18 protein-coding genes and 1 tRNA gene are annotated in these 17,502 nt (G+C 65.6%); 10 read left to right on the top strand and 9 right to left on the bottom strand.

The genetic code is table 11. From position 1 onward, the window contains the following. Nucleotides 1-63: 63 nt before the first annotated feature. The 3 genes from ABMA10_RS21345 to ABMA10_RS21335 all read left to right on the top strand — a co-directional run bounded on the left by ABMA10_RS21345 (nucleotide 64) and on the right by ABMA10_RS21335 (nucleotide 2,959). A complete protein-coding gene (locus ABMA10_RS21345) occupies nucleotides 64-1,221 on the top strand; it encodes a sensor histidine kinase (protein WP_347869867.1) in 1,158 nt (385 codons plus the stop codon). Nucleotides 1,222-1,510: 289 nt separating this feature from the next. Then, nucleotides 1,511-2,527: a DMT family transporter gene (locus ABMA10_RS21340; protein ID WP_431030987.1), complete on the top strand. Its 1,017-nt coding sequence runs from the start codon at nucleotides 1,511-1,513 to the stop codon at nucleotides 2,525-2,527. Between the two features lie 9 nt (nucleotides 2,528-2,536). Continuing rightward, a complete protein-coding gene (locus tag ABMA10_RS21335) occupies nucleotides 2,537-2,959 on the top strand; it encodes an NUDIX hydrolase (RefSeq protein WP_347869865.1) in 423 nt (140 codons plus the stop codon). Nucleotides 2,960-3,046: 87 nt separating this feature from the next. Here ABMA10_RS21335 and ABMA10_RS21330 read toward each other — a convergent pair whose 3' ends face one another. Next, nucleotides 3,047-3,571, bottom strand: a complete 525-nt coding sequence (locus ABMA10_RS21330; RefSeq protein ID WP_347869864.1) for a DNA helicase — start codon at nucleotides 3,569-3,571, stop codon at nucleotides 3,047-3,049. 104 nt (nucleotides 3,572-3,675) lie between these two features. On the opposite strand from ABMA10_RS21330, the gene ABMA10_RS21325 reads away from it, so the two are divergent. Together ABMA10_RS21325 and ABMA10_RS21320 are read left to right on the top strand one after the other, a co-directional pair. Beyond that, entirely contained in the window at nucleotides 3,676-4,233 is a 558-nt protein-coding gene (locus ABMA10_RS21325; protein WP_431030986.1) for a peptidylprolyl isomerase, read from the top strand. 13 nt (nucleotides 4,234-4,246) lie between these two features. Then, a complete protein-coding gene (locus tag ABMA10_RS21320; protein ID WP_347869862.1) occupies nucleotides 4,247-5,083 on the top strand; it encodes a rhomboid family intramembrane serine protease in 837 nt (278 codons plus the stop codon). 346 nt (nucleotides 5,084-5,429) lie between these two features. On the opposite strand, the gene ABMA10_RS21315 is transcribed toward ABMA10_RS21320, so the two are convergent. Further along, nucleotides 5,430-5,675, bottom strand: a complete 246-nt coding sequence (locus ABMA10_RS21315; RefSeq protein WP_347869861.1) for a cell division protein CrgA — start codon at nucleotides 5,673-5,675, stop codon at nucleotides 5,430-5,432. 78 nt (nucleotides 5,676-5,753) lie between these two features. Between ABMA10_RS21315 and ABMA10_RS21310 the strand changes: the two genes are divergently transcribed. Genes ABMA10_RS21310 through ABMA10_RS21300 form a run of 3 tightly spaced genes read left to right on the top strand, consistent with a single transcriptional unit; the run spans nucleotide 5,754 to nucleotide 7,356 of the window. Continuing rightward, entirely contained in the window at nucleotides 5,754-6,560 is an 807-nt protein-coding gene (locus ABMA10_RS21310; RefSeq protein ID WP_347869860.1) for a class E sortase, read from the top strand. A gap of 2 nt (nucleotides 6,561-6,562) precedes the next feature. After that, complete coding sequence (locus tag ABMA10_RS21305; protein ID WP_347869859.1) at nucleotides 6,563-6,724, top strand: hypothetical protein; 162 nt, start codon at nucleotides 6,563-6,565, stop codon at nucleotides 6,722-6,724. Further along, nucleotides 6,721-7,356, top strand: a complete 636-nt coding sequence (locus ABMA10_RS21300; RefSeq protein ID WP_347869858.1) for an anthranilate synthase component II — start codon at nucleotides 6,721-6,723, stop codon at nucleotides 7,354-7,356. Before ABMA10_RS21305 ends, ABMA10_RS21300 begins: the two co-directional genes overlap by 4 nt. A 108-nt stretch (nucleotides 7,357-7,464) precedes the next feature. Here ABMA10_RS21300 and pknB read toward each other — a convergent pair whose 3' ends face one another. From pknB to ABMA10_RS21265, 7 genes are all read right to left on the bottom strand, one after another. Then, nucleotides 7,465-9,156, bottom strand: coding sequence for a Stk1 family PASTA domain-containing Ser/Thr kinase (gene pknB, locus ABMA10_RS21295; protein WP_347869857.1), 1,692 nt, complete (start codon nucleotides 9,154-9,156; stop codon nucleotides 7,465-7,467). A gap of 102 nt (nucleotides 9,157-9,258) precedes the next feature. After that, a complete protein-coding gene (locus ABMA10_RS21290; RefSeq protein WP_347869856.1) occupies nucleotides 9,259-11,013 on the bottom strand; it encodes a protein kinase domain-containing protein in 1,755 nt (584 codons plus the stop codon). Beyond that, nucleotides 11,010-12,485, bottom strand: coding sequence for a peptidoglycan D,D-transpeptidase FtsI family protein (locus ABMA10_RS21285; protein WP_347869855.1), 1,476 nt, complete (start codon nucleotides 12,483-12,485; stop codon nucleotides 11,010-11,012). The genes ABMA10_RS21290 and ABMA10_RS21285 overlap by 4 nt, the downstream gene beginning before the upstream one ends. After that, entirely contained in the window at nucleotides 12,482-13,879 is a 1,398-nt protein-coding gene (locus tag ABMA10_RS21280) for an FtsW/RodA/SpoVE family cell cycle protein (RefSeq protein WP_347869854.1), read from the bottom strand. The genes ABMA10_RS21285 and ABMA10_RS21280 overlap by 4 nt, the downstream gene beginning before the upstream one ends. Then, nucleotides 13,869-15,113, bottom strand: a complete 1,245-nt coding sequence (locus ABMA10_RS21275; protein WP_347869853.1) for a Stp1/IreP family PP2C-type Ser/Thr phosphatase — start codon at nucleotides 15,111-15,113, stop codon at nucleotides 13,869-13,871. The genes ABMA10_RS21280 and ABMA10_RS21275 overlap by 11 nt, the downstream gene beginning before the upstream one ends. Nucleotides 15,114-15,117: 4 nt before the next feature. Further along, complete coding sequence (locus tag ABMA10_RS21270; RefSeq protein WP_347869852.1) at nucleotides 15,118-15,657, bottom strand: FHA domain-containing protein FhaB/FipA; 540 nt, start codon at nucleotides 15,655-15,657, stop codon at nucleotides 15,118-15,120. Beyond that, nucleotides 15,654-16,406, bottom strand: a complete 753-nt coding sequence (locus ABMA10_RS21265) for an FhaA domain-containing protein (RefSeq protein ID WP_431030985.1) — start codon at nucleotides 16,404-16,406, stop codon at nucleotides 15,654-15,656. Before ABMA10_RS21265 ends, ABMA10_RS21270 begins: the two co-directional genes overlap by 4 nt. Before the next feature lie 238 nt (nucleotides 16,407-16,644). Here ABMA10_RS21265 and ABMA10_RS21260 point away from each other — a divergent pair. Together ABMA10_RS21260 and ABMA10_RS21255 are read left to right on the top strand one after the other, a co-directional pair. Then, nucleotides 16,645-16,731 (top strand) — tRNA-Leu (locus ABMA10_RS21260). 68 nt (nucleotides 16,732-16,799) lie between these two features. Then, a complete protein-coding gene (locus ABMA10_RS21255) occupies nucleotides 16,800-17,471 on the top strand; it encodes an SIMPL domain-containing protein (RefSeq protein WP_347869850.1) in 672 nt (223 codons plus the stop codon). The last annotated feature ends 31 nt before the right edge of the window (nucleotides 17,472-17,502 follow it).

The raw sequence follows: 17,502 nt of genomic DNA, 5'->3' as shown, positions 1-17,502 counted from the left end.
CAGGTTCTGGGAATCTGCAAGGCGTAATTTGCTGCGTGCCCGCAAATGGGTAGATAATGATATATGAGTGAAGCGACCCGAGTCGACGGTTCCCTGCGGGAGCTGTCGGGGTACAACGCGTTGCCCAGAGTGGGGCGTTTGGTCCTGATCGCCGTGGTACTCCTCGGAGTCACCGCAGAAGCCGTTGTCGGCAGGTTCGCTGAAGTCGACGGCGTTCCCATGACCCTCGACGTCGCCTCCATGCTGCTCTTGATCCTCTTCGCATGGCGGCCACCGATCGCGACAGCGGCGCTCATCGTGATCTCGCCGCTCGCGCTGGCAATCGACGACGCCGGTTTCTTCGGGATCACGCTCGCCGCCTCGGCGGGCCTCGTCCTGTACTGCTGCTCCCCCTGGCTCGTCCTCGCGTATTGTGCCCTTGGAACCGCATGGATCACAGCCTCTGAGTTTGTCGCCAACGATCTCGAACACGGTGGCTCGATTGCGATGCTGGCCATTGGAATCGTGTCCGGCGTCATCGGTCACTCCATGCGGGTTGGCAGGAGGCGCGCCCGCAGCTTCGCAGCGGAGAACGAGCGGTTGTCGATCGCCGCGAGGAACGCGATCACTCTCGAACGCGAACGGATCTCCGATGAGCTGCACAACATCATCGCCCACGAACTGACGGTCATCACGCTTCAAACCAGGGCCCTCCCGCTCACTCAGAACGAAATGGAACGGGACGCGATGATCGGTGCGATCGGGCGCTCGTCCGAGCAGGCGCTCACAGATGTGCGCCGAATGATGAAGATCGTTCAGGACGGAGACCCTTCACAGTCGAATGAAGGCGTTGTGGCATCCTTTCCCGAAGCTCTGGAATCGAGCGTGAGACACCTCCAGGACCTTGGTATCGAGGTCGAGCTCAATGGCACAGTGCATGTATCCGTCTCGCAGTCCATCGAAACCACCTTGGTGCATCTTGTGAGCGAATGCACGACGAACGTTCTCAAGCATGCTCGGAGTTCGAAGACAGTCGTGATTGACGTCTCTGAGGATGCCGGCAGGCTGAACCTCGCGTTTCGCAGTGAGTTGGTCGAGTCTGTCCCCAACGCCGCTCGAGGCCCGCACGAAGGCTATGGTCTGCGACGGATGGCCGATCGAATCGGCCTGTTGGGAGGCGTGCTCGACATCTCGAAACAGGATGGCTGGTGGACCATCGTGGTGAGCATGCCACGAGCTTGACCCGTCCGGTCCGCTTCGTCATCACGACGGTGGCGAGGAACCGGAGAACGGCACGCATCGGTGAGCACCAGCGAATACTGGGCGAGGAATACGGTCAGGACGGGCTTGTCTGCTGCGGTGCCCGAATTGAATGTCCGGCGATCGAGCCGAGAGTGGTGATCCACGGAGTCAACGATGTGATCGCACTCGTGGTGCCGGAGGTCGTGGTGTCCTGCTGGACGAACCGTACAGATCGTCGGGAGTGATCACTTCTTGCACGGCGTCGCGGTACTCCTCCACAATCTGGTCTATGGCCGACAGGGGCACGACCGTGGGATCCGATGGTGCGACGCTCGTCGTCGATCGGGACCACCGCCGGCGGAGCATCGATCTCTGGTGGCGCTCTGCTGCGTTGATCGTGCTGCTCGCCTCGACGTGGCTCATCGTCGGTGCGTCGTTACAGGAGGCGAGCACGGCTGTCGTCTCCGCCGGCCGCACGATCTTCACGGTCGGTGGGTTGCTGGCGCTCAGCTGGTGGACCACGCATCGTGGGGGCGTGAACGCCCCCGACGCGCCCGCGCCTGTCGTCCGCCGAGCACCGACGCCGTATCGGTGGTGGCAGCTGCTGTTGCTGGCGCTCTCGGGCGTCAATGCGTACACCCTGTTCTCCACGGTCGCGATCGGTTTCGCCGGCCCCGTCCTCCCGACACTCATCATGGCGCTGACGCCGGCCGCCGTGTTGATCGCTGAGAGCGCGATGACACGCGTCGTGCCGGCTGTGCCGACGATCGTCGGTACCCTCCTCGCGATCGGCGGCGCGCTCCTCTACGTCCTCCCGCGCTTGGACGGCACCGTGGGTTCGGACGTGCTCATCGGGACGCTGTTCTCGATCGCGGCAATGGGGTCGATGGCCTTCTACGGTGTGTTCTTCGCGCGGGTCAACCGGGCATACCACGGCCCGATGGCGCCGCGGATCCTCCCGATCTTCGCGCTCGGCAGCATTCCGCTGGTGCTCTGGGCCGCCGCCGCGATCGGGGGCGGCGAATCCGTCAGCTGGAACGTCGTCGTCATGCTGGCGGTGCTCGGCATCGCGATCTACGTTCCGGTCTACCTGTTGCAACACCGCATCATCCTGACCGCCGGTGCATCGTACGCGGCACTGCTCGGGCTTGCGGTTCCACCGCTCGTCGGGCTCGGCTCGGCCCTCCTGCACCTCGCCGCCGTCCCGATACCCGTGCAGCTCCTCGGCATCCTCGCGACGGTGCTCGGCATGGCGCTCGTCATCCGACGGAGGCTCGTACCGGGAAAGCCCGGGCAGCGCGGTTAAGCTGACGGCATGGATATCAGGGTCGCTGCGTATGCCGTCATCGTCGACGAACGGGGCATGCTGCTCTCCCACTGGAATGAGAGCGGGCACAGCGGCTGGACCCTCCCGGGAGGTGGCATCGACCCCGGCGAGGATCCGGCACTGGCCGCCGTGCGCGAGGTGTTCGAGGAGACCGGCTACCACGCCGAACTCGACGAGCTCATCGGCGTCGACTCGCAGGTCGTCCCCCAAGAGCGACGGATCAACAAGAACGCGTCAGGATCCCTGCACACCCTGCGGATCGTCTACCGAGCCCACCTCATCGGCGGGACGCTCACCTACGAGGCGGACGGCAGCACCGACTACGCCGCCTGGTACCCGGTCGACGAGGTCGGCTCGCTGGACCGCGTCAGCCTCGTCGACGTCGGACGTCGGTTCGCAGGGATGATCTGACGGCCGGTCCGAACAACACGAAGCCCCTCGCCGATCGGAATCGGTGAGGGGCCCAGACGTAGTGGCGGGGCGAGCCGTCGTGTGACTCTAGGAAGCGGTGGGCTCCTCGTCGGAGACCCAGAGCTCGTCGTCGGCGCGGAAGGTCTGCCAGACGGCGTACGCGACTCCGGCGGCAGCGAGGACGCCGAGGCCGATCGCGATGACCGTGCCTGCGCTCGTGCCCTTCTTCGCGGGGAGGACCTTCTCCGGTACATGCAGGCGACGCAGCGCTGCCTGGACGCGGGTGTCCTTCGCGATGTCCCCGATGCTCAGGACAGTCCCGACGACGCCACCCACAGCTGGGACGACTCCGTCGGAGATGCCGCGCTTGACGCCATCCACGGCGTCGCGGGAGTACTTGATGCCGCGGTCGACCGTGGGGACGACGCGGTGCTCATAGGTGTCGCGTACCGCGGGAGCGACCTGCTCCTTCGAGAAGTTGCCGAGCTGACGGCTCACCTCGCGAGCGACTTCGTTGGCGTGGTTCAGGACATCCTGCTGGGAATCCCAGAGGTCGGCGGCCGAACCCTTGAGCTTCTTGAGCTCCTTCTGGCGCTTACGTGACAGGCTCATGTGGTCATCTCCAATGATCGCGGCAACAACGTAACCTCCATCTTGCCACTTAGACCCCTGGATACCATCCGAGAGTCTCGAACCCTTGTGCAAGAATTGTCTGTATGTCAAAGCACACCGCAGTCGCCACGTTGCACACCAACCACGGTGAGATCAAGGTCAACCTCTTCGGTGACCACGCTCCCAAGACGGTCAAGAACTTCACCGAGCTGGCGACCGGTGCCCGCGAATGGACCGACTCCAAGACGGGCCAGACGCGGAACGACGCGCTGTACAGCGACCTCGTCTTCCACCGCATCATCCCGGCCTTCATGATCCAGGGCGGCGACCCGCTCGGTACCGGTACCGGTGGTCCCGGCTACAACTTCGACGACGAGATCCACCCGGAGCTCAACTTTGACCAGCCCTACATCCTCGCCATGGCGAACGCCGGCAAGCGTCGCAACGCCATCACCGGCGCTGTCGAGGGCACCAACGGCTCGCAGTTCTTCATCACCACGGTTCCCACGCAGTGGCTCCAGGGCAAGCACACCATCTTCGGTGAGGTCGCCGACGCCGACTCGCGTGCAGTCGTCGATGCCATCCAGGCAGTCCCGACCGGCGCCGGCGACAAGCCGATCGAGCCCGTCGTGCTGGAGAGCATCACCATCTCCGAGGCCTGAGAGGTCTGAAAGCGTGACCCTGCCCCGGGATCCGTCGGCCAACTTCTGCTATCGCCACCCGAACCGCCAGAGCTTCGTGCTCTGTCAGCGGTGCGGGCGCACGATCTGCGGTGAGTGCCAGACGCCCGGGGCAGTCGGCTTCATCTGCCCGGAGGACATGAAGGCGCAACGCCAGAGTGCTCCGCGCAACAAGATCGGCGCACGGATCAGCAATGCTTCCCCGATCGTCACGTACAGCCTCATCGGTATCACGGCGTTCGTCTTCCTGCTGCAGTGGATTCCGGGCCTCGGGATCACGAGCAACTTCCTGTACGCCGGGGTCTACTCGGACCCGGCCTATGGAGCCTTCGAACCCTGGCGGATGCTGACAGCGGTGTTCCTGCATTCGCAGGGGTTCATCTTCCACATCCTGCTCAACATGTACACGCTGTGGATCTTCGGCCGCATCCTCGAGACGATGCTCGGCCACTGGCGATTCCTCGCCCTCTACCTGATCGCCGGTTTCGCCGGCTCGCTCGGCGTGCTGTTCCTCGCCGACCCACGCACGGCCGTCGTCGGTGCGTCGGGCGCGATCTTCGGACTCCTCGGCGCGTTCCTGGTCATCCAACGGCGGATGGGCGCAGACACACGCGGCCTCATGGTCCTCCTTGGCATCAACCTCGTCATCGGCTTCATCCCAGGCGTGAACATCGCCTGGCAGGCACACCTGGGCGGACTCGTCGGTGGCGCGCTCGTCGGCCTGATCCTGGTGAACACCCGGAAACGACAGCAGCAGGGCGCCCAGAAGGCGCTGCTCGGCGTGCTCAGTGTGGCGCTGATCGGCGCGAGCCTCATTCCTGCGCTCTTCTAGTAGGCGCGGGAGCACCTCGACCGGCTCAGCGAGCGGTGAGGCATGCCTCGGTGACCGGTGGCGTTGGCGAGCTCGGTGAGTCGGCTCCGTCACTGAGCTCGACGAAGTGTCCACCGCACATTGAGGGTTTCCAGAGTTATCCACAGGGTTATGAACATTGGGGATAATTACACGGGTGTGGTTCCCCGTCTTTCCGGGGGTGCCTCGACTTGTCCACAGGAGGCTGTGGAGAAATGGGAAGTTCTCCACATTCCTGTGGACAACGGTCCGTGGGGGCAGCCTGCTGAAACGAGAACAGCGGGCCACCCGGTGGGTGACCCGCTGTGCGCGAAGAGATGGGTGGAGGCTAGCGCCACCTGGTGGTCATGAGGAAGCCGATGAAGGCGATGCCGAAGCCCACGAGGATGTTCCACGGGCCGAGAGCCTGCACCGGGAGGACCGTGCCGCTCAGGTAGTAGACGATGATCCAGGCCAGACCGAGGAGCATGAAGCCGAACATGACCGGCTTGAACCAGACAGCGTTGGGTGCCGGCTCGCCGCTCGACTGCTCCGGTTCGCGGGACGGTTTGCTCTTCGAGTTCGTGCGTGCCATGCGGTCATTCTAGCTGGCCGGGCCAGTCGACGTCTGGTGGATCAGCCGAACACAGGTTCTTCTAGGTAGAATCCAGGCGTGACCGACGACCTTCCCACGCGTGCCGAGGCACGCTCCGCCACGCGGCATGCGTCGAAACGACCCCGCGTCAGCGTCTTCGGCGTGGCGGGCGAGCTACTCATCACGGCAGGCATGGTCGTGCTGCTGTTCCTCGCCTGGCAGCTCTGGTGGAACGACATGATCATGGCCGGCAGCCAATCGAGTGCAGCGTCCTCGCAGTCCGAGCAGTGGATCAAGGATGCTGAGACGACCCCGGCTCCGGAGCCCACGGTCGATGCCAACGGCACCCCGAACTACGGCGAACCGCCCGTCACCGCACGCCCGGCGGCCGGTGATCCATTCGCGGTGCTCTACATCCCCAGGTATGGCGCAGACTACCGTCGCGTCGTCGCGGAGGGTGTCGACACCGCGACGGTCCTCAACAGTTTCGAGCTCGGTGTCGGGCACTACCCGAGCACGCAGATGCCGGGCGAGGTCGGCAACTTCGTCGTCGCCGGCCACCGCAAGGCGTACGGCGGTGCGATGACCCACATCAGCGACCTGCAGATCGGTGACAAGGTCTACGTGCAGACCGCCGACGGCTACTACACCTACGTCTTCCGCAACATCACGTACGTCCAGCCGACGCAGGTCGAGGTGCTGAATCCGGTTCCGCAACTCGACGGCGTCGCTCCGACGCAGCGCATCCTCACCCTGACCACCTGCAACCCGCTGTACTCCACGGCGGAACGCAGCATCGCCTACGCGGTCTACGACTCCTGGCAGCCCCTGTCCGCCGGTCCGCCCGCTGAGATCGCCGCCTCTGTCGCGGCCGCTGGAGGTTGAGCATGTACGGCGCTCTCTGGAGGGTCCTTCCGGGCCCGGTGTGGTTGAGGATCATCATCCTCGTCGTCCTGTTCGTCGCCGTGGTGGCGGCCCTGTTCACGTGGGTGTTCCCCTACGTCGACTCCTTCATCGTCGACCAGAATGTGACCGTCGGCGACGCATGACCCGAATCCTGGTCATTGACAACTACGACAGCTTCGTCTACACGCTGAACGGATACCTCGAACAGCTTGGTGCCGAGACCCTCGTCGTTCGGAACGATGCCATTGCCGCCGACGAGCTCGAGGCGCAATTCGGGGCGTTCGACGGCGTCCTGGTGTCTCCCGGCCCTGGCACACCTGCCGAAGCCGGCGTTTCCGTGCAGGCGGTCCTGACGGCGCTCGACACCGGCACGCCGCTGTTCGGAGTGTGCCTCGGCCATCAGGCGATCGCGGAGGCCTTCGGAGCCACCGTCACGACCGCCGACGAGCTCATGCACGGGAAGACCTCGCTGATCGAACACGACGGCAGCGACTTCTACGACGGTGTCTCGTCGCCGTTCACCGCGACGAGGTACCACTCACTCGCGGTCGTCGACGGCACGGTGCCGCAGGAGCTCGCGGTGACGAGTCGGACCCAGGGCGGGGTCATCATGGGGCTCCGCCACCGCGAGGCACCCATCTACGGCGTGCAGTTCCACCCGGAATCGGTGCTCACCGAAGGCGGCTACCGGATGCTCGGCAACTGGCTCGCCGTCGCGGGGCTTCCCGAAGCCAAGGAGCGCGCAGTGGGGCTCAGTCCGCTCGTGAACCTCTAGAGGCGGTCGGTCCCGTCTCGAGAAGCTCCGGGTGCGGCACCTTGACAGGCTCAGGGAGCGGTGGCGCCGCGACTGAGCGCTCCGGTCACCGAGCCTGTCGAGGTGCGATCACGGACCGGTGCAGTAGGTCAGCGTGATCACGGACTTCTGCGGGATGTCGCCGGGGCCGGGAGACATCGCGGTGACCGGGTCGCCGTTCGTCGCCTTGCACGTCGCGTCTGCCTGGGGCTGCACCACGAACTGACGTGTCGCGTCCTGCAGGTAGTTCGTCGCATCGAGGAGCGGTTGGCCGACGACGTCGGTCAGTGTGACGTTGCCGCTCGAGACGACGATGTTCACCGTCGACGCCAGGTCGACCTCGGTGCCGGCGGCCGGGTCGGTCCGGAGCACGACGCCCGCCGGCACGGTCGGAGAGTTCTCCCTGGTGACGGAGCCCTGAGTGAGCCCTGCAGCTGCCACCGCTGCCCAGGCGGCTTCGGAGGACTGGTTCACGACGTCGGGGACGGCGACCTGCTCGCGGCCGGTGGAGACGTAGACCTTGATCTGCGTGTTCTCCGTGACTGTGGTCCCACCAGGCGGCTCGGTGCGGATGACGTGGCCTGCAGCGTAGTCGCTGCTCGCCTCATCGAACTTCGTCGGGATGAGGCTGAGCTGTTCGAGTGAGCTGTTGGCGCTCTCCCACGTCGCGTCGACGAGATCTGGGACCTCACGGGAGTCGGTCGAGATGGTCGTGGCGGGCGGGAGCTGCACGACCCAGAACACGAGGGAGAAGAGGATGACGGCGATGCCGGCGATGGCGGCCCAGATCCACACGACCGGCGGACGGCGCTGGGTGCGCGTCACGGTGTCGTCGGAGGTGAGCTGGCGGATGGCCTGCTCCGTGCTTGAAGCGGCAGTGGGCGACGGTCCGAACAGCGAGTCGTGATCGTCGCGACGAACCGGGACATGCCCGGCACCCGCTTCATCGAGGTCTTCGCGGAACTCGACGGCGCTCTGGTAGCGCTCGAAGCGGTCCTTCGCGAGCGCTCGCATCACCACCTGGTCGAGAGCCGGAGAGACGTTGGGGTTGATCGAGCTCGGCTTGACCGGTCGCTCGCTCACGTGCTGATACGCGACGGCCACAGCGGTGTCGCCACGGAACGGTGCCTTGCCCGTCAGCATCTCGAACAGCACGACACCGGTGGAGTAGAGGTCGGTCCGGGCGTCGACCGTCTCACCCTTGGCCTGCTCAGGAGAGAAGTAGGCTGCGGTGCCCAGGATGGCGGTGGTCTGTGCGACCGTCGTCGACGAGTCCGAGACCGCACGGGCGATACCGAAGTCGGTGACCTTGACGTCGCCTGTGGTCGTCAGCATGACGTTGCCGGGTTTGATGTCGCGGTGTACGACACCTGCGCGGTGCGAGTACTCGAGCGCGGTGAGGATGCTGTGCGCGATGCGCACCGCCTCATCGGGGTCGACCGGGCCCTCGGCGATGAGGTCCTTGAGCATGCGACCCTCGACGTACTCCATGACGATGAAGGGTTCGATGAGATCGTGGCCGGAGCCGTCCTTCACGCGCTCCTCGCCGGCGTCGTAGACACGGACGATCGTCGGGTGCGCCATGCGCGAGGCGGCTTGAGCCTCCTGGCGGAAGCGTGACCGGAACGCCGGGTCGGTGGCGAGCGTGGACTTCAGGACCTTGATGGCCACCGTGCGTCCGAGCTTGGTGTCGACGCCCCGGAAGACGTTGGACATGCCTCCGCGACCGATGAGGTCGCCGACGACGTATCGACCTGCGAGCAGGCGTTGATCGTCAGCCACGTACCACCCCTGAATTCGCTTGGAGGACAAACACTAAGATCTTACCCGGGCACCCTTCGAGTGCTCTCAGGGATGCCCCTAAGAGCACCCGAAGAAGTGCGACTACTGGGTGGCCTTGATCACCGGGACCGCGGGAGACGAGGGTGATGCGGCTGAGGCGCCGGTGCTGCATCGGATGGCGTAGTTGACCGTCAGCTGACCGGCGGCGTCCACTGTGATCGTGCCGCTCGTGGTATTGGAATCGAACTGGCCGGAGGAGTTGTTCTGGAAGTATCCGCCCGAGACCGACACGGTGTATCCGAGGAACTCCGAGCCCGTCGGGCAGGCATTCTGGACTGAAGCCCAGTCGACACCGATCGTGGTCGACGTCGCGTCCATCGGGATCTCGAGCTGTCCTGCATCGTTGAGTGCAGACTGGTCGAGCTTCGGAGCCTCGGTGGGCGAGTTGATGACCGCGACCTCGCCGTAGACGGTCAGGGTGATGGCCGACCCGGTCTTCACGTTGCCAGTCGGGTTGACGTCGTACACGGTGTCGACGAGGGACGGGTCAGTCGCCGCTTCGCCCACGTTCCTCGAGACGCTGAAGTTGTACGGCGCCGCACTGAAGATCGTGTTGAGTTCGTCGAAGCTGCGCCCGACGAGGTCTTCCTTGTTGATCGGGAAGACGGTCGGCTCAGGCGTCGCCGTCGGGGACGGCGTCTTGCTCGGCGTGGGTGTCTTGCTGGTGGAGGGCGGCGGCGTGGTGTTGCCCGCGTCGTTGCCCTGGTTCGCGAACACCGCGGCGAGCGAGCCGACGAGCACGATGACGAGCAGAGCGACGAGGCCGATGAGTGGCCACGTCCACTTGCTGCGCTTCTTCTTCTCGCCCGCGCCCTCGAGCTCGTCGTCACCGTCGAGCTGTTCCGCCTCGGATGCGGAGAGCAGCTGGGTGGTGGCGTCGTCGGCGGCCGGCATGCGGCGCGTCTGGTCCATGACCGTCGTCGCGGCGTCGGTTGCACCACCGAGGATCATCGGGACGGCGGCTGCGGCAGCGTTGAGGTCGCCACGACGCAACGCCTGAGCGGCGCGGGCGACGTGAGCGGAGGACGCCGGACGGTCGACCGGGTTCTTCGCGATCATCGACATGACGAAACGGCGGACCGGTTCGGCGATCGTGACCGGGAGCTCCGGCGGCGCCTCGTTGATCTGCGCCATCGCGATGGCGACCTGGGACTCGCCGGTGAACGGTCGACGCCCCGCGAGGCACTCGTACGCCACGATGCCGAGCGAGTAGATGTCGGTCGACGGCGATGCGGGGTGGCCGCTCGCCTGCTCGGGCGAGAGGTACTGCACCGTCCCCATGACCTGGCCGGTGGCCGTGAGCGGCACCTGGTCGGCGATGCGGGCGATCCCGAAATCGGTGATCTTCACTCGGCCGTCCGGCGTGATCAGCAGGTTGCCCGGCTTGATGTCGCGGTGGACGAGGCCGGCGGCGTGCGCAGCCTGCAAGGCCGACGAGGTCTGCGCGACGATGTCGAGCACCTTGTCGGTGGGGAGCACGCGCTCACGCTCGAGGACGGTCGAGAGCGCCTCGCCGGGAACGAGTTCCATGACGAGGAAGGCGCTGCCGTCCTCCTCGCCGTAGTCGAAGACGTTGGCGATGCCCTCGTGGTTGACGAGCGCGGCGTGACGCGCTTCAGCGCGGAAACGCTCGAGGAACCCAGGGTCCCCCATGTACTCGTCCTTGAGGATCTTGATGGCGATGGTTCGGCCGATGACGAGGTCTGTGGCCTGCCACACCTCGCCCATCCCACCGATCGCAATACGAGATTGCAGTTCGTAGCGTCCCCCGAAGGTCAGCCCGGCTGTCGGTCTCATTTATTCAGCACCGCCTCTAGTACTTTCTTCGCGATCGGCGCGGCCACGAGGTTGCCGTAACCGTCCTGTCCGAGTCCACCGCCATCTTCAACAACGACCGCCACAGCGACCTTGGGGTCATCTGCAGGAGCGAAACCGGTGAACCACAGCGTGTAGGGATCGTCTGATCCGTTCTGCGCCGTGCCTGTCTTTCCGGCCACTTCGACCCCGTCTATTCTTGCATTAGTCGCAGCACCGCTCTGGACGCCCTGGACCATGATGTCCGTGATCTCCTGGGCGACATCGCTCGTGATGGGCTGCGACAGCTCGGCGGGTTCGAACTCCTTCAGCACACTCAGATCCGGATTGACGACGCGGTTCACCATCTGCGGGTTGCAGACGATGCCCCCGTTCGCAATGCCGGCGGACACCATCGCCATCTGCAGTGCCGAGGCACGCACCGTGTACTGCCCGAATGCGGCCATCGCCGTCTGGTCGGCGCTCAGCGCATTCGGGAAGGTGCTCGGCTCCATCTGCACGGGGTTGAGTCCTGTTCCGGTGATGTTGATGTCCATGTTGAAACCGAAGTTCTGCGCCATGTCGCGGATCTTCTCGTAGCCGAGCTCGACGCCCAGCTCGGCGAGGGGGATGTTGCAGCTGAGGGACACGGCTGTCGCGATCGACACTGTCGCGCCGCCGCCGCAGCTGCCACCCTCGGAGTTGCGGATCACGGTGCTCGTGCCCGGAAGCGTGTACGTCGACGGATTCGGGAACTCGGACTGCGGCGTGTAGTCGCCCGAGGCGAACGCAGCGGCAGCGGTCACCAGTTTGAACGTGGAACCCGGCGGATCGAGGTCTCCCGCGACGCCCTTGTTGAGCAGGGGCTGGCGGTCGTCGTCGTCGAGCGCACGGTACGCGTCGAGCACCGTGGCGTTGTCGTGGCTCGCGAGCACGTTCGGGTCGTAACCGGGGCTCGAGACCGAAGCGAGGATCTTGCCCGTCTTCGGCTCGATGGCGACGATCGCGCCCTCGAGGTCGCCGAGTGCGTCGAAGGCCGCCTGCTGCACCACGGGGTCGAGTGTGACCTCGATTGCAGCGCCCTTCGGCGCCTGACCAGAGATGAGCCGGTTGATGGAGTCGAGGAACTGCGAGTTCGAGGTACCGCTCAAGTAGTCGTTCATCGCGAGTTCGAGTCCGGAGGAACCCTGCGTCGGTGTGAAGAACCCCGTGACGGGCGCGTAGAGCGGGCCGTTCGCATACACGCGCTGGTACTTGTACTCGTCGTCGCTCGCGACGGACGAAGCGATCGCGGTGCCGTCAGTCAGCAGGATCGGCCCACGCTCGGTGCGATAGCTGTCGTACAGCGTCCGGGTGTTCCGACCATCGGCGTTGAGGGTGTCGGCCTGGATCATCTGGATGACCGTGGTCGATCCGAAGAGCGCGAGGAACATCGCCACGACGACGATGCTCACCCGCTTCAGTTCACGATTCATGAGACCACCGGCTTGGGTTGGGTTCGAACGGTGTCGGAGATTCTCAGCAGCACGGCGATGATGATCCAGTTGGCGACGAGTGACGAGCCGCCCGCCGCGAGGAAGGGTGTCGTGAGGCCGGTCAGCGGGATGATGCGCGTGACGCCACCGACGACCACGAAGACCTGGAGGGCGACGGTGAACGCCAGTCCGATCGAGAGCAGCTTGCCGAAGTCGTCGCTGCCTGCGTAGCCGACACGGAAGCCGCGTGATACGAGGAGGAGGTAGAGCGCGAAGATCGCGAACAGCCCCGCGAGGCCGAGCTCCTCACCGAGGCTCGCGATGATGTAGTCGCTCTGCGGGACCGGCGTGATCTCGGGCATACCCTGGCCGAGTCCGGTGCCGAGCAGTCCGCCGTGTGCCAGACCGAAGATGCCCTGAACGAGCTGATAGCTGCCACCGTCGCGGTCGAAGACCTCGGGATTGAAGGCGTCCCACCAGTTGTGGAAACGTCCGGCGACGTAGGAGAGCGTCTGGCCGGCGATGAATGCACCGGCGAAGAACATGGTGAGACCGATGATGACCCAGCTGGCCCGACTCGTCGCGACATAGAGCATGACGAGGAACATGCCGAAGTACAGGAGACCGGTGCCGAGGTCGCGCTGGAAGACGATGACGCCCATCGCCATCGCCCAGACGACGAGGATCGGACCGAGATCGCGAAGTCGAGGGAACTGCAGCCCGAGGAACTTCTTGCCCACCATCGACAGGCTGTCCCGGGTGCGCACCAGATAACCGGCGAAGAACACCGCGAGGGCGATCTTCGCGATCTCGCCTGGCTGGAACGTCACTGCATCGCCGATGCCGATCCAGACCCTCGCGCCGTTCACCTCACGGCCGATGCCTGGAATCAACGGCAGCAGCAGGAGCGCGAAGGCGACGAAGCCGGCGATGTAGGTGTATTTGAACAGGACACGGTGGTTGCGGATGATCAGGATGACCGCGATGGCCCCGCCGATGGCGATCGCGCTCCACACCATCTGCCTGACGGCGGCGCTCGCCCAGCCGGAATCGCCGAGCGCGATGTCGATGCGGTAGATCTCGGCGATGCCGATGCCGCCGAGCACCGTCGCGATGGGCAGGAGGAACGGGTCCGCCTCAGACGCCGTATACCGGAGCACGATGTGCAGGACAAGCACCAGCAGTGAGAGTCCGGAACCGAAGGTGATCAGTGCGAAGTCGAGATGGCCGAGCGCGCCGAGTTGCACCAGCATGACGGCGATGGCGTTGATCGCGAACGCGAAGAGCAGGAGCGCGAGCTCGAGGTTGCGGAGCTTCTTCGGCAGACGGAGACGCCGCATCGTCCGGATGACGCCGGTGTCGGCCTGGATGGGGGTGGCGACGTCACTGGTCATCGGTCACCCGCAATCGCTTCACGATGTCGAGCGCCTCGGTGAACGACGACGCACTGATGGTCTGGTCGACGGCTTGGCGGTCGAAATCGGAGAGCGAACCGAGCGGGATGCCCGTGTCCTCCTTGACGCTCGAAAGCTGGATGGGGCCGATGTCCTGCTGGATGCCCTGGTAGATCACGACCGTGTCGTCGTCGCCGCCCACGAAGTATCGGGTCTGCGTCCAGGCGTAGCCGAGGCCCACACCCGCGACGATCGCGACGATGACCACGATGAGGCCGACGAGCCACGTGATGCGACGGCGTCTCGCCCGGCGCTCGTCCTCTTCGATGAGTTCGTCCAGGTAGTCCTCGGACGCCGGCTCGAAGTGGGAGTTGCCGAGCGATGTCGGGCGGCCGGGGTGCAGCCAGCTGTTCGGGATGAGCGAGGACTTCTTCACCGAGGGGGTGAGGGCGAAGGCGACGGGCTTCGAGGCGGAACCGACGACGACAGCCGCGTCAGTGGTGACCGGCGCATCGACGATGTCGACCACGACGACGGTCACGTTGTCCGGTGCGCCACGGTCGAGGCTCTGGCGGACGAGCTTCTCGGCGGTGCGCTGCGCCGACAGCTCCTCTGTGAGCGTCGCGGTGATGTGGGCTTCGTCGACGACCCCGGAGAGGCCGTCGGAGCAGAGCATCCAACGGTCGCCCGGTTTGGTACCGAGCGTCATCGTGTCGATCTCGGGCGACGCGTCCACATCGCCGAGCACCCGCATCAGCACGGAGCGGCGCGGGTGGACCATGGCCTCCTCGAGCGTGATACGACCCGAGTCGACGAGGCGCTGGACGAAGGTGTGGTCGACGGTGATCTGGCTGAGCTCGCCCTCGCGGAACAGGTAGATGCGGGAGTCGCCGATATGGGCGATGGCGACTTCGTCGCCGATGACGGCGAGGGCCGAGACGGTCGTGCCCATACCGGTCAGCTCCCGGTGCTTCGACACGGTGTCGCCGAGGATCGCGTTCGCCGCGAGGATCGCGGACTGCAGCGTCGCCTCGGCAGCCTCCGAGGAGGGATACGGCTCGTCGGCCTCGATGATGCGGTTGAGCGCCATGGCGGAGGCGACGTCGCCACCCGCGTGTCCGCCCATGCCGTCGGCGACCACGAACAGGTGATGCCCGGAATACCCGGAATCCTGGTTGTTGGAGCGCACTTTACCCACGTGGGAGAGCGCTGCGCCGGCGCCGCTGGTCGTCACCGGGTTACCGCCGCAGCTCGAAACTGGTCTGTCCGACCTTGACGGGGGTGTCGAGCGGGATCTGGGTCGGCACGCTGACGCGCTTACCGGCGAGGAAGGTGCCGTTGGTGGAGTCGAGGTCCTGGACCATCCACTCGTCGTTCCACAGCATCAGGCGGGCGTGGTGGGTCGAGGTGTAGTCGTCTCGGATGATGAGCCCCGAATCGGCGGAGCGGCCGATCGTGATTGGTTCGCGGCCGAGGGGGAGTTCGGTGCCCTGCTTCGGCCCAGAGACGATGACGAGGCGCGTCGTGTTGTGGACTGTGGCCTGTTGCGTCCCGCCGGAACCGGACGAGGACGCTGCTGGTCGGCTGGGTGCTGGAGCGGTCGCTGCGCGCATCGGCTGCGGCGGGGTCTGCGGTGCGCCACCCGCTGACTGGGGCTGCGCCTTGCGGGCGCGAGGGCCGAAGAGATCGGTGCGAAGGGCGTAGACGATGCCGAAGACGAATGTCCAGAGCAGGAGCAGGAAGCCGATGCGGAGGACCAGCAGGGTCAGTTCGCTCACGCGCCGTCCCCCCACGAGTCGTTGAACGAGGACACGTCGTGGCGTCGGGTCGCATCGCTCATGCCTCGGTCGGAGGCGTCGGAGCCGGCCTGAGCGACGACGCGGAAGACGATGCGGGTGCGGCCGATCTCGATCACGGAGTCGGGGGCGAGTGCCGCCTGCCGGAACGACTGGCCGTTGAGCTTCGAACCGTTCGTCGAGCCGAGGTCGCGGGCCTGGCCGGCATTGCCGTCCCAGAGGATCTCGACGTGCTTCCGCGAGGTGCCGGTGTCGTTGATGGTGATGTCGGCTTCCGTGCCACGGCCGATGACGGTGCGCGCCTGCGTGATCGGGTAGCGCTTGCCGCCGATGTCGAGCACAGGTGCCCAGGTGATGGAGCCCTTGACGTTGACACTGTCGATCTGGACGAGTCCGTCCGGCAGCGAGCGATCGCCGCTCAGCTTGATCGTGACGGCGCCAGGAAACGAGTACCCCTGGCTCTTCGCGTGCTTCTGGACCAGAGAGGTCAGCTCGTCGACGAGTGACGGCCCGATGGTGTTCATGCGATCGAAGTCCGCGGGCGACATGCGCACCGTGAACTTGTTGGGCACGAGGATGCGGTCGCGAGAGACGACGGCGGCCTTGGTGTCGAGTTCGCGTCGGAGCGCGCTCGTGATCTCGACCGGCTGGAGTCCGGACTTGAAGGTCTTCGCGAAGGCGCCATTGACGGCGCGTTCGAGTCCCTTCTCGAAATTGTCCAGAATGCCCACGGTCTCTCGATTCGTGTCGGTGTCCAGGCAATGTTAGACGGTTTGCCTGTATGGGAGGCCAATCCGCGCGGGTGCTCGCCCGCTGAAGTCGGCTTCGTGACGACACGAGATCCGCCGCCATGCGTCATGTCCAGCCCGGTTTCGTCCTGCTGTGGAGCGGATCTCCTGTGTTCAACAGGGGGTCGGTGGACGTGCTATCCTCGATAAGTTGCCGCGTGAGCGGTGACGTCTGGTGTTTGCGCGAGTGGCGGAATTGGCAGACGCGCTGGCTTCAGGTGCCAGTGCTCGAAAGGGCGTGCGGGTTCAAGTCCCGCCTCGCGCACCAGTAGTGAGAAGGCCCCCGAGGAATCGGGGGCCTTCTTCGGTCCAGCCCGTCGGCGCTAACCTCTGTGCATGAGCGAGACGATCATCACTGTCGAGGGCACGTTCGAGCACCACCGACCGGCCGAGCGTGGCACGCTCCGGGTCGTCGCTGAATTCGAGGGCCCCGACCGGCAGGCGGTCGTCACCCGGACGAGCCACGTCCACGGTGCGCTGGCGGCGCAAGCCCAGCAACTGCTCTCTCCGCAGGCCGGGCCCGTCACCTGGTGGTCGGCCGACCGGATGCAGGTTTGGAGCAACCGTCCGTGGAACAAGGAGGGCAAGCAACTGCCGCTCGTGCACCATGCCAGGGTGAGCCTGGAGGTCAAGTTCAGTGATCTCGGTCGACTGGCCGACCTCGCCCAACAGCTCGCAGCACAGGACGGCGTCACGATCGTCGGGATCGACTGGGCGCTCACTGAGGCGACGAAGTCAGCGCTCGTGGTGGACGCACGCGACAGGGCCGTCGACGACGCGGTGCGGAAGGCCACCGCATATGCGCGGAGCCTCGGCTTGTCGAGTGTGCGCCCGGTCGCACTCGCCGACCCCGGCATGCTCGGCGACGAGACCCGGCCGACCGCCGCGGTGGTGGCGGCCCCGATGGCGCGAGGTGCAGCTGCGCCCGTCAACGAGAGGGGCATTGACCTCAAACCGGAGGACATCACCGTCTCGGGCCACGTGCATGCACGCTTCGCGGCGAACTGACGGTCAGGCCACGCAGGGAGATCTCGCACCG

The organism is Plantibacter sp. RU18 (assembly GCF_050613355.1).
GTDB lineage: Bacteria > Actinomycetota > Actinomycetes > Actinomycetales > Microbacteriaceae > Plantibacter.
This window is presented reverse-complemented; position numbering and strand designations above follow the sequence as displayed.

Excerpts from the sequence above, each read along its gene's own strand:
- ABMA10_RS21255 (WP_347869850.1), top strand. The coding sequence starts at position 16,800 with ATGAGCGAGACGATCATCACTGTCGAGGGCACGTTCGAGCACCACCGA.
- ABMA10_RS21290 (WP_347869856.1), bottom strand. The coding sequence starts at position 11,013 with ATGAGACCGACAGCCGGGCTGACCTTCGGGGGACGCTACGAACTGCAA.
- ABMA10_RS21330 (WP_347869864.1), bottom strand. The coding sequence starts at position 3,571 with ATGAGCCTGTCACGTAAGCGCCAGAAGGAGCTCAAGAAGCTCAAGGGT.
- ABMA10_RS21305 (WP_347869859.1), top strand. The coding sequence starts at position 6,563 with ATGTACGGCGCTCTCTGGAGGGTCCTTCCGGGCCCGGTGTGGTTGAGG.
- ABMA10_RS21300 (WP_347869858.1), top strand. The coding sequence starts at position 6,721 with ATGACCCGAATCCTGGTCATTGACAACTACGACAGCTTCGTCTACACG.
- ABMA10_RS21315 (WP_347869861.1), bottom strand. The coding sequence starts at position 5,675 with ATGGCACGCACGAACTCGAAGAGCAAACCGTCCCGCGAACCGGAGCAG.
- ABMA10_RS21325 (WP_431030986.1), top strand. The coding sequence starts at position 3,676 with ATGTCAAAGCACACCGCAGTCGCCACGTTGCACACCAACCACGGTGAG.
- ABMA10_RS21345 (WP_347869867.1), top strand. The coding sequence starts at position 64 with ATGAGTGAAGCGACCCGAGTCGACGGTTCCCTGCGGGAGCTGTCGGGG.
- ABMA10_RS21335 (WP_347869865.1), top strand. The coding sequence starts at position 2,537 with ATGGATATCAGGGTCGCTGCGTATGCCGTCATCGTCGACGAACGGGGC.
- ABMA10_RS21340 (WP_431030987.1), top strand. The coding sequence starts at position 1,511 with ATGGCCGACAGGGGCACGACCGTGGGATCCGATGGTGCGACGCTCGTC.
- ABMA10_RS21280 (WP_347869854.1), bottom strand. The coding sequence starts at position 13,879 with ATGACCAGTGACGTCGCCACCCCCATCCAGGCCGACACCGGCGTCATC.
- ABMA10_RS21285 (WP_347869855.1), bottom strand. The coding sequence starts at position 12,485 with ATGAATCGTGAACTGAAGCGGGTGAGCATCGTCGTCGTGGCGATGTTC.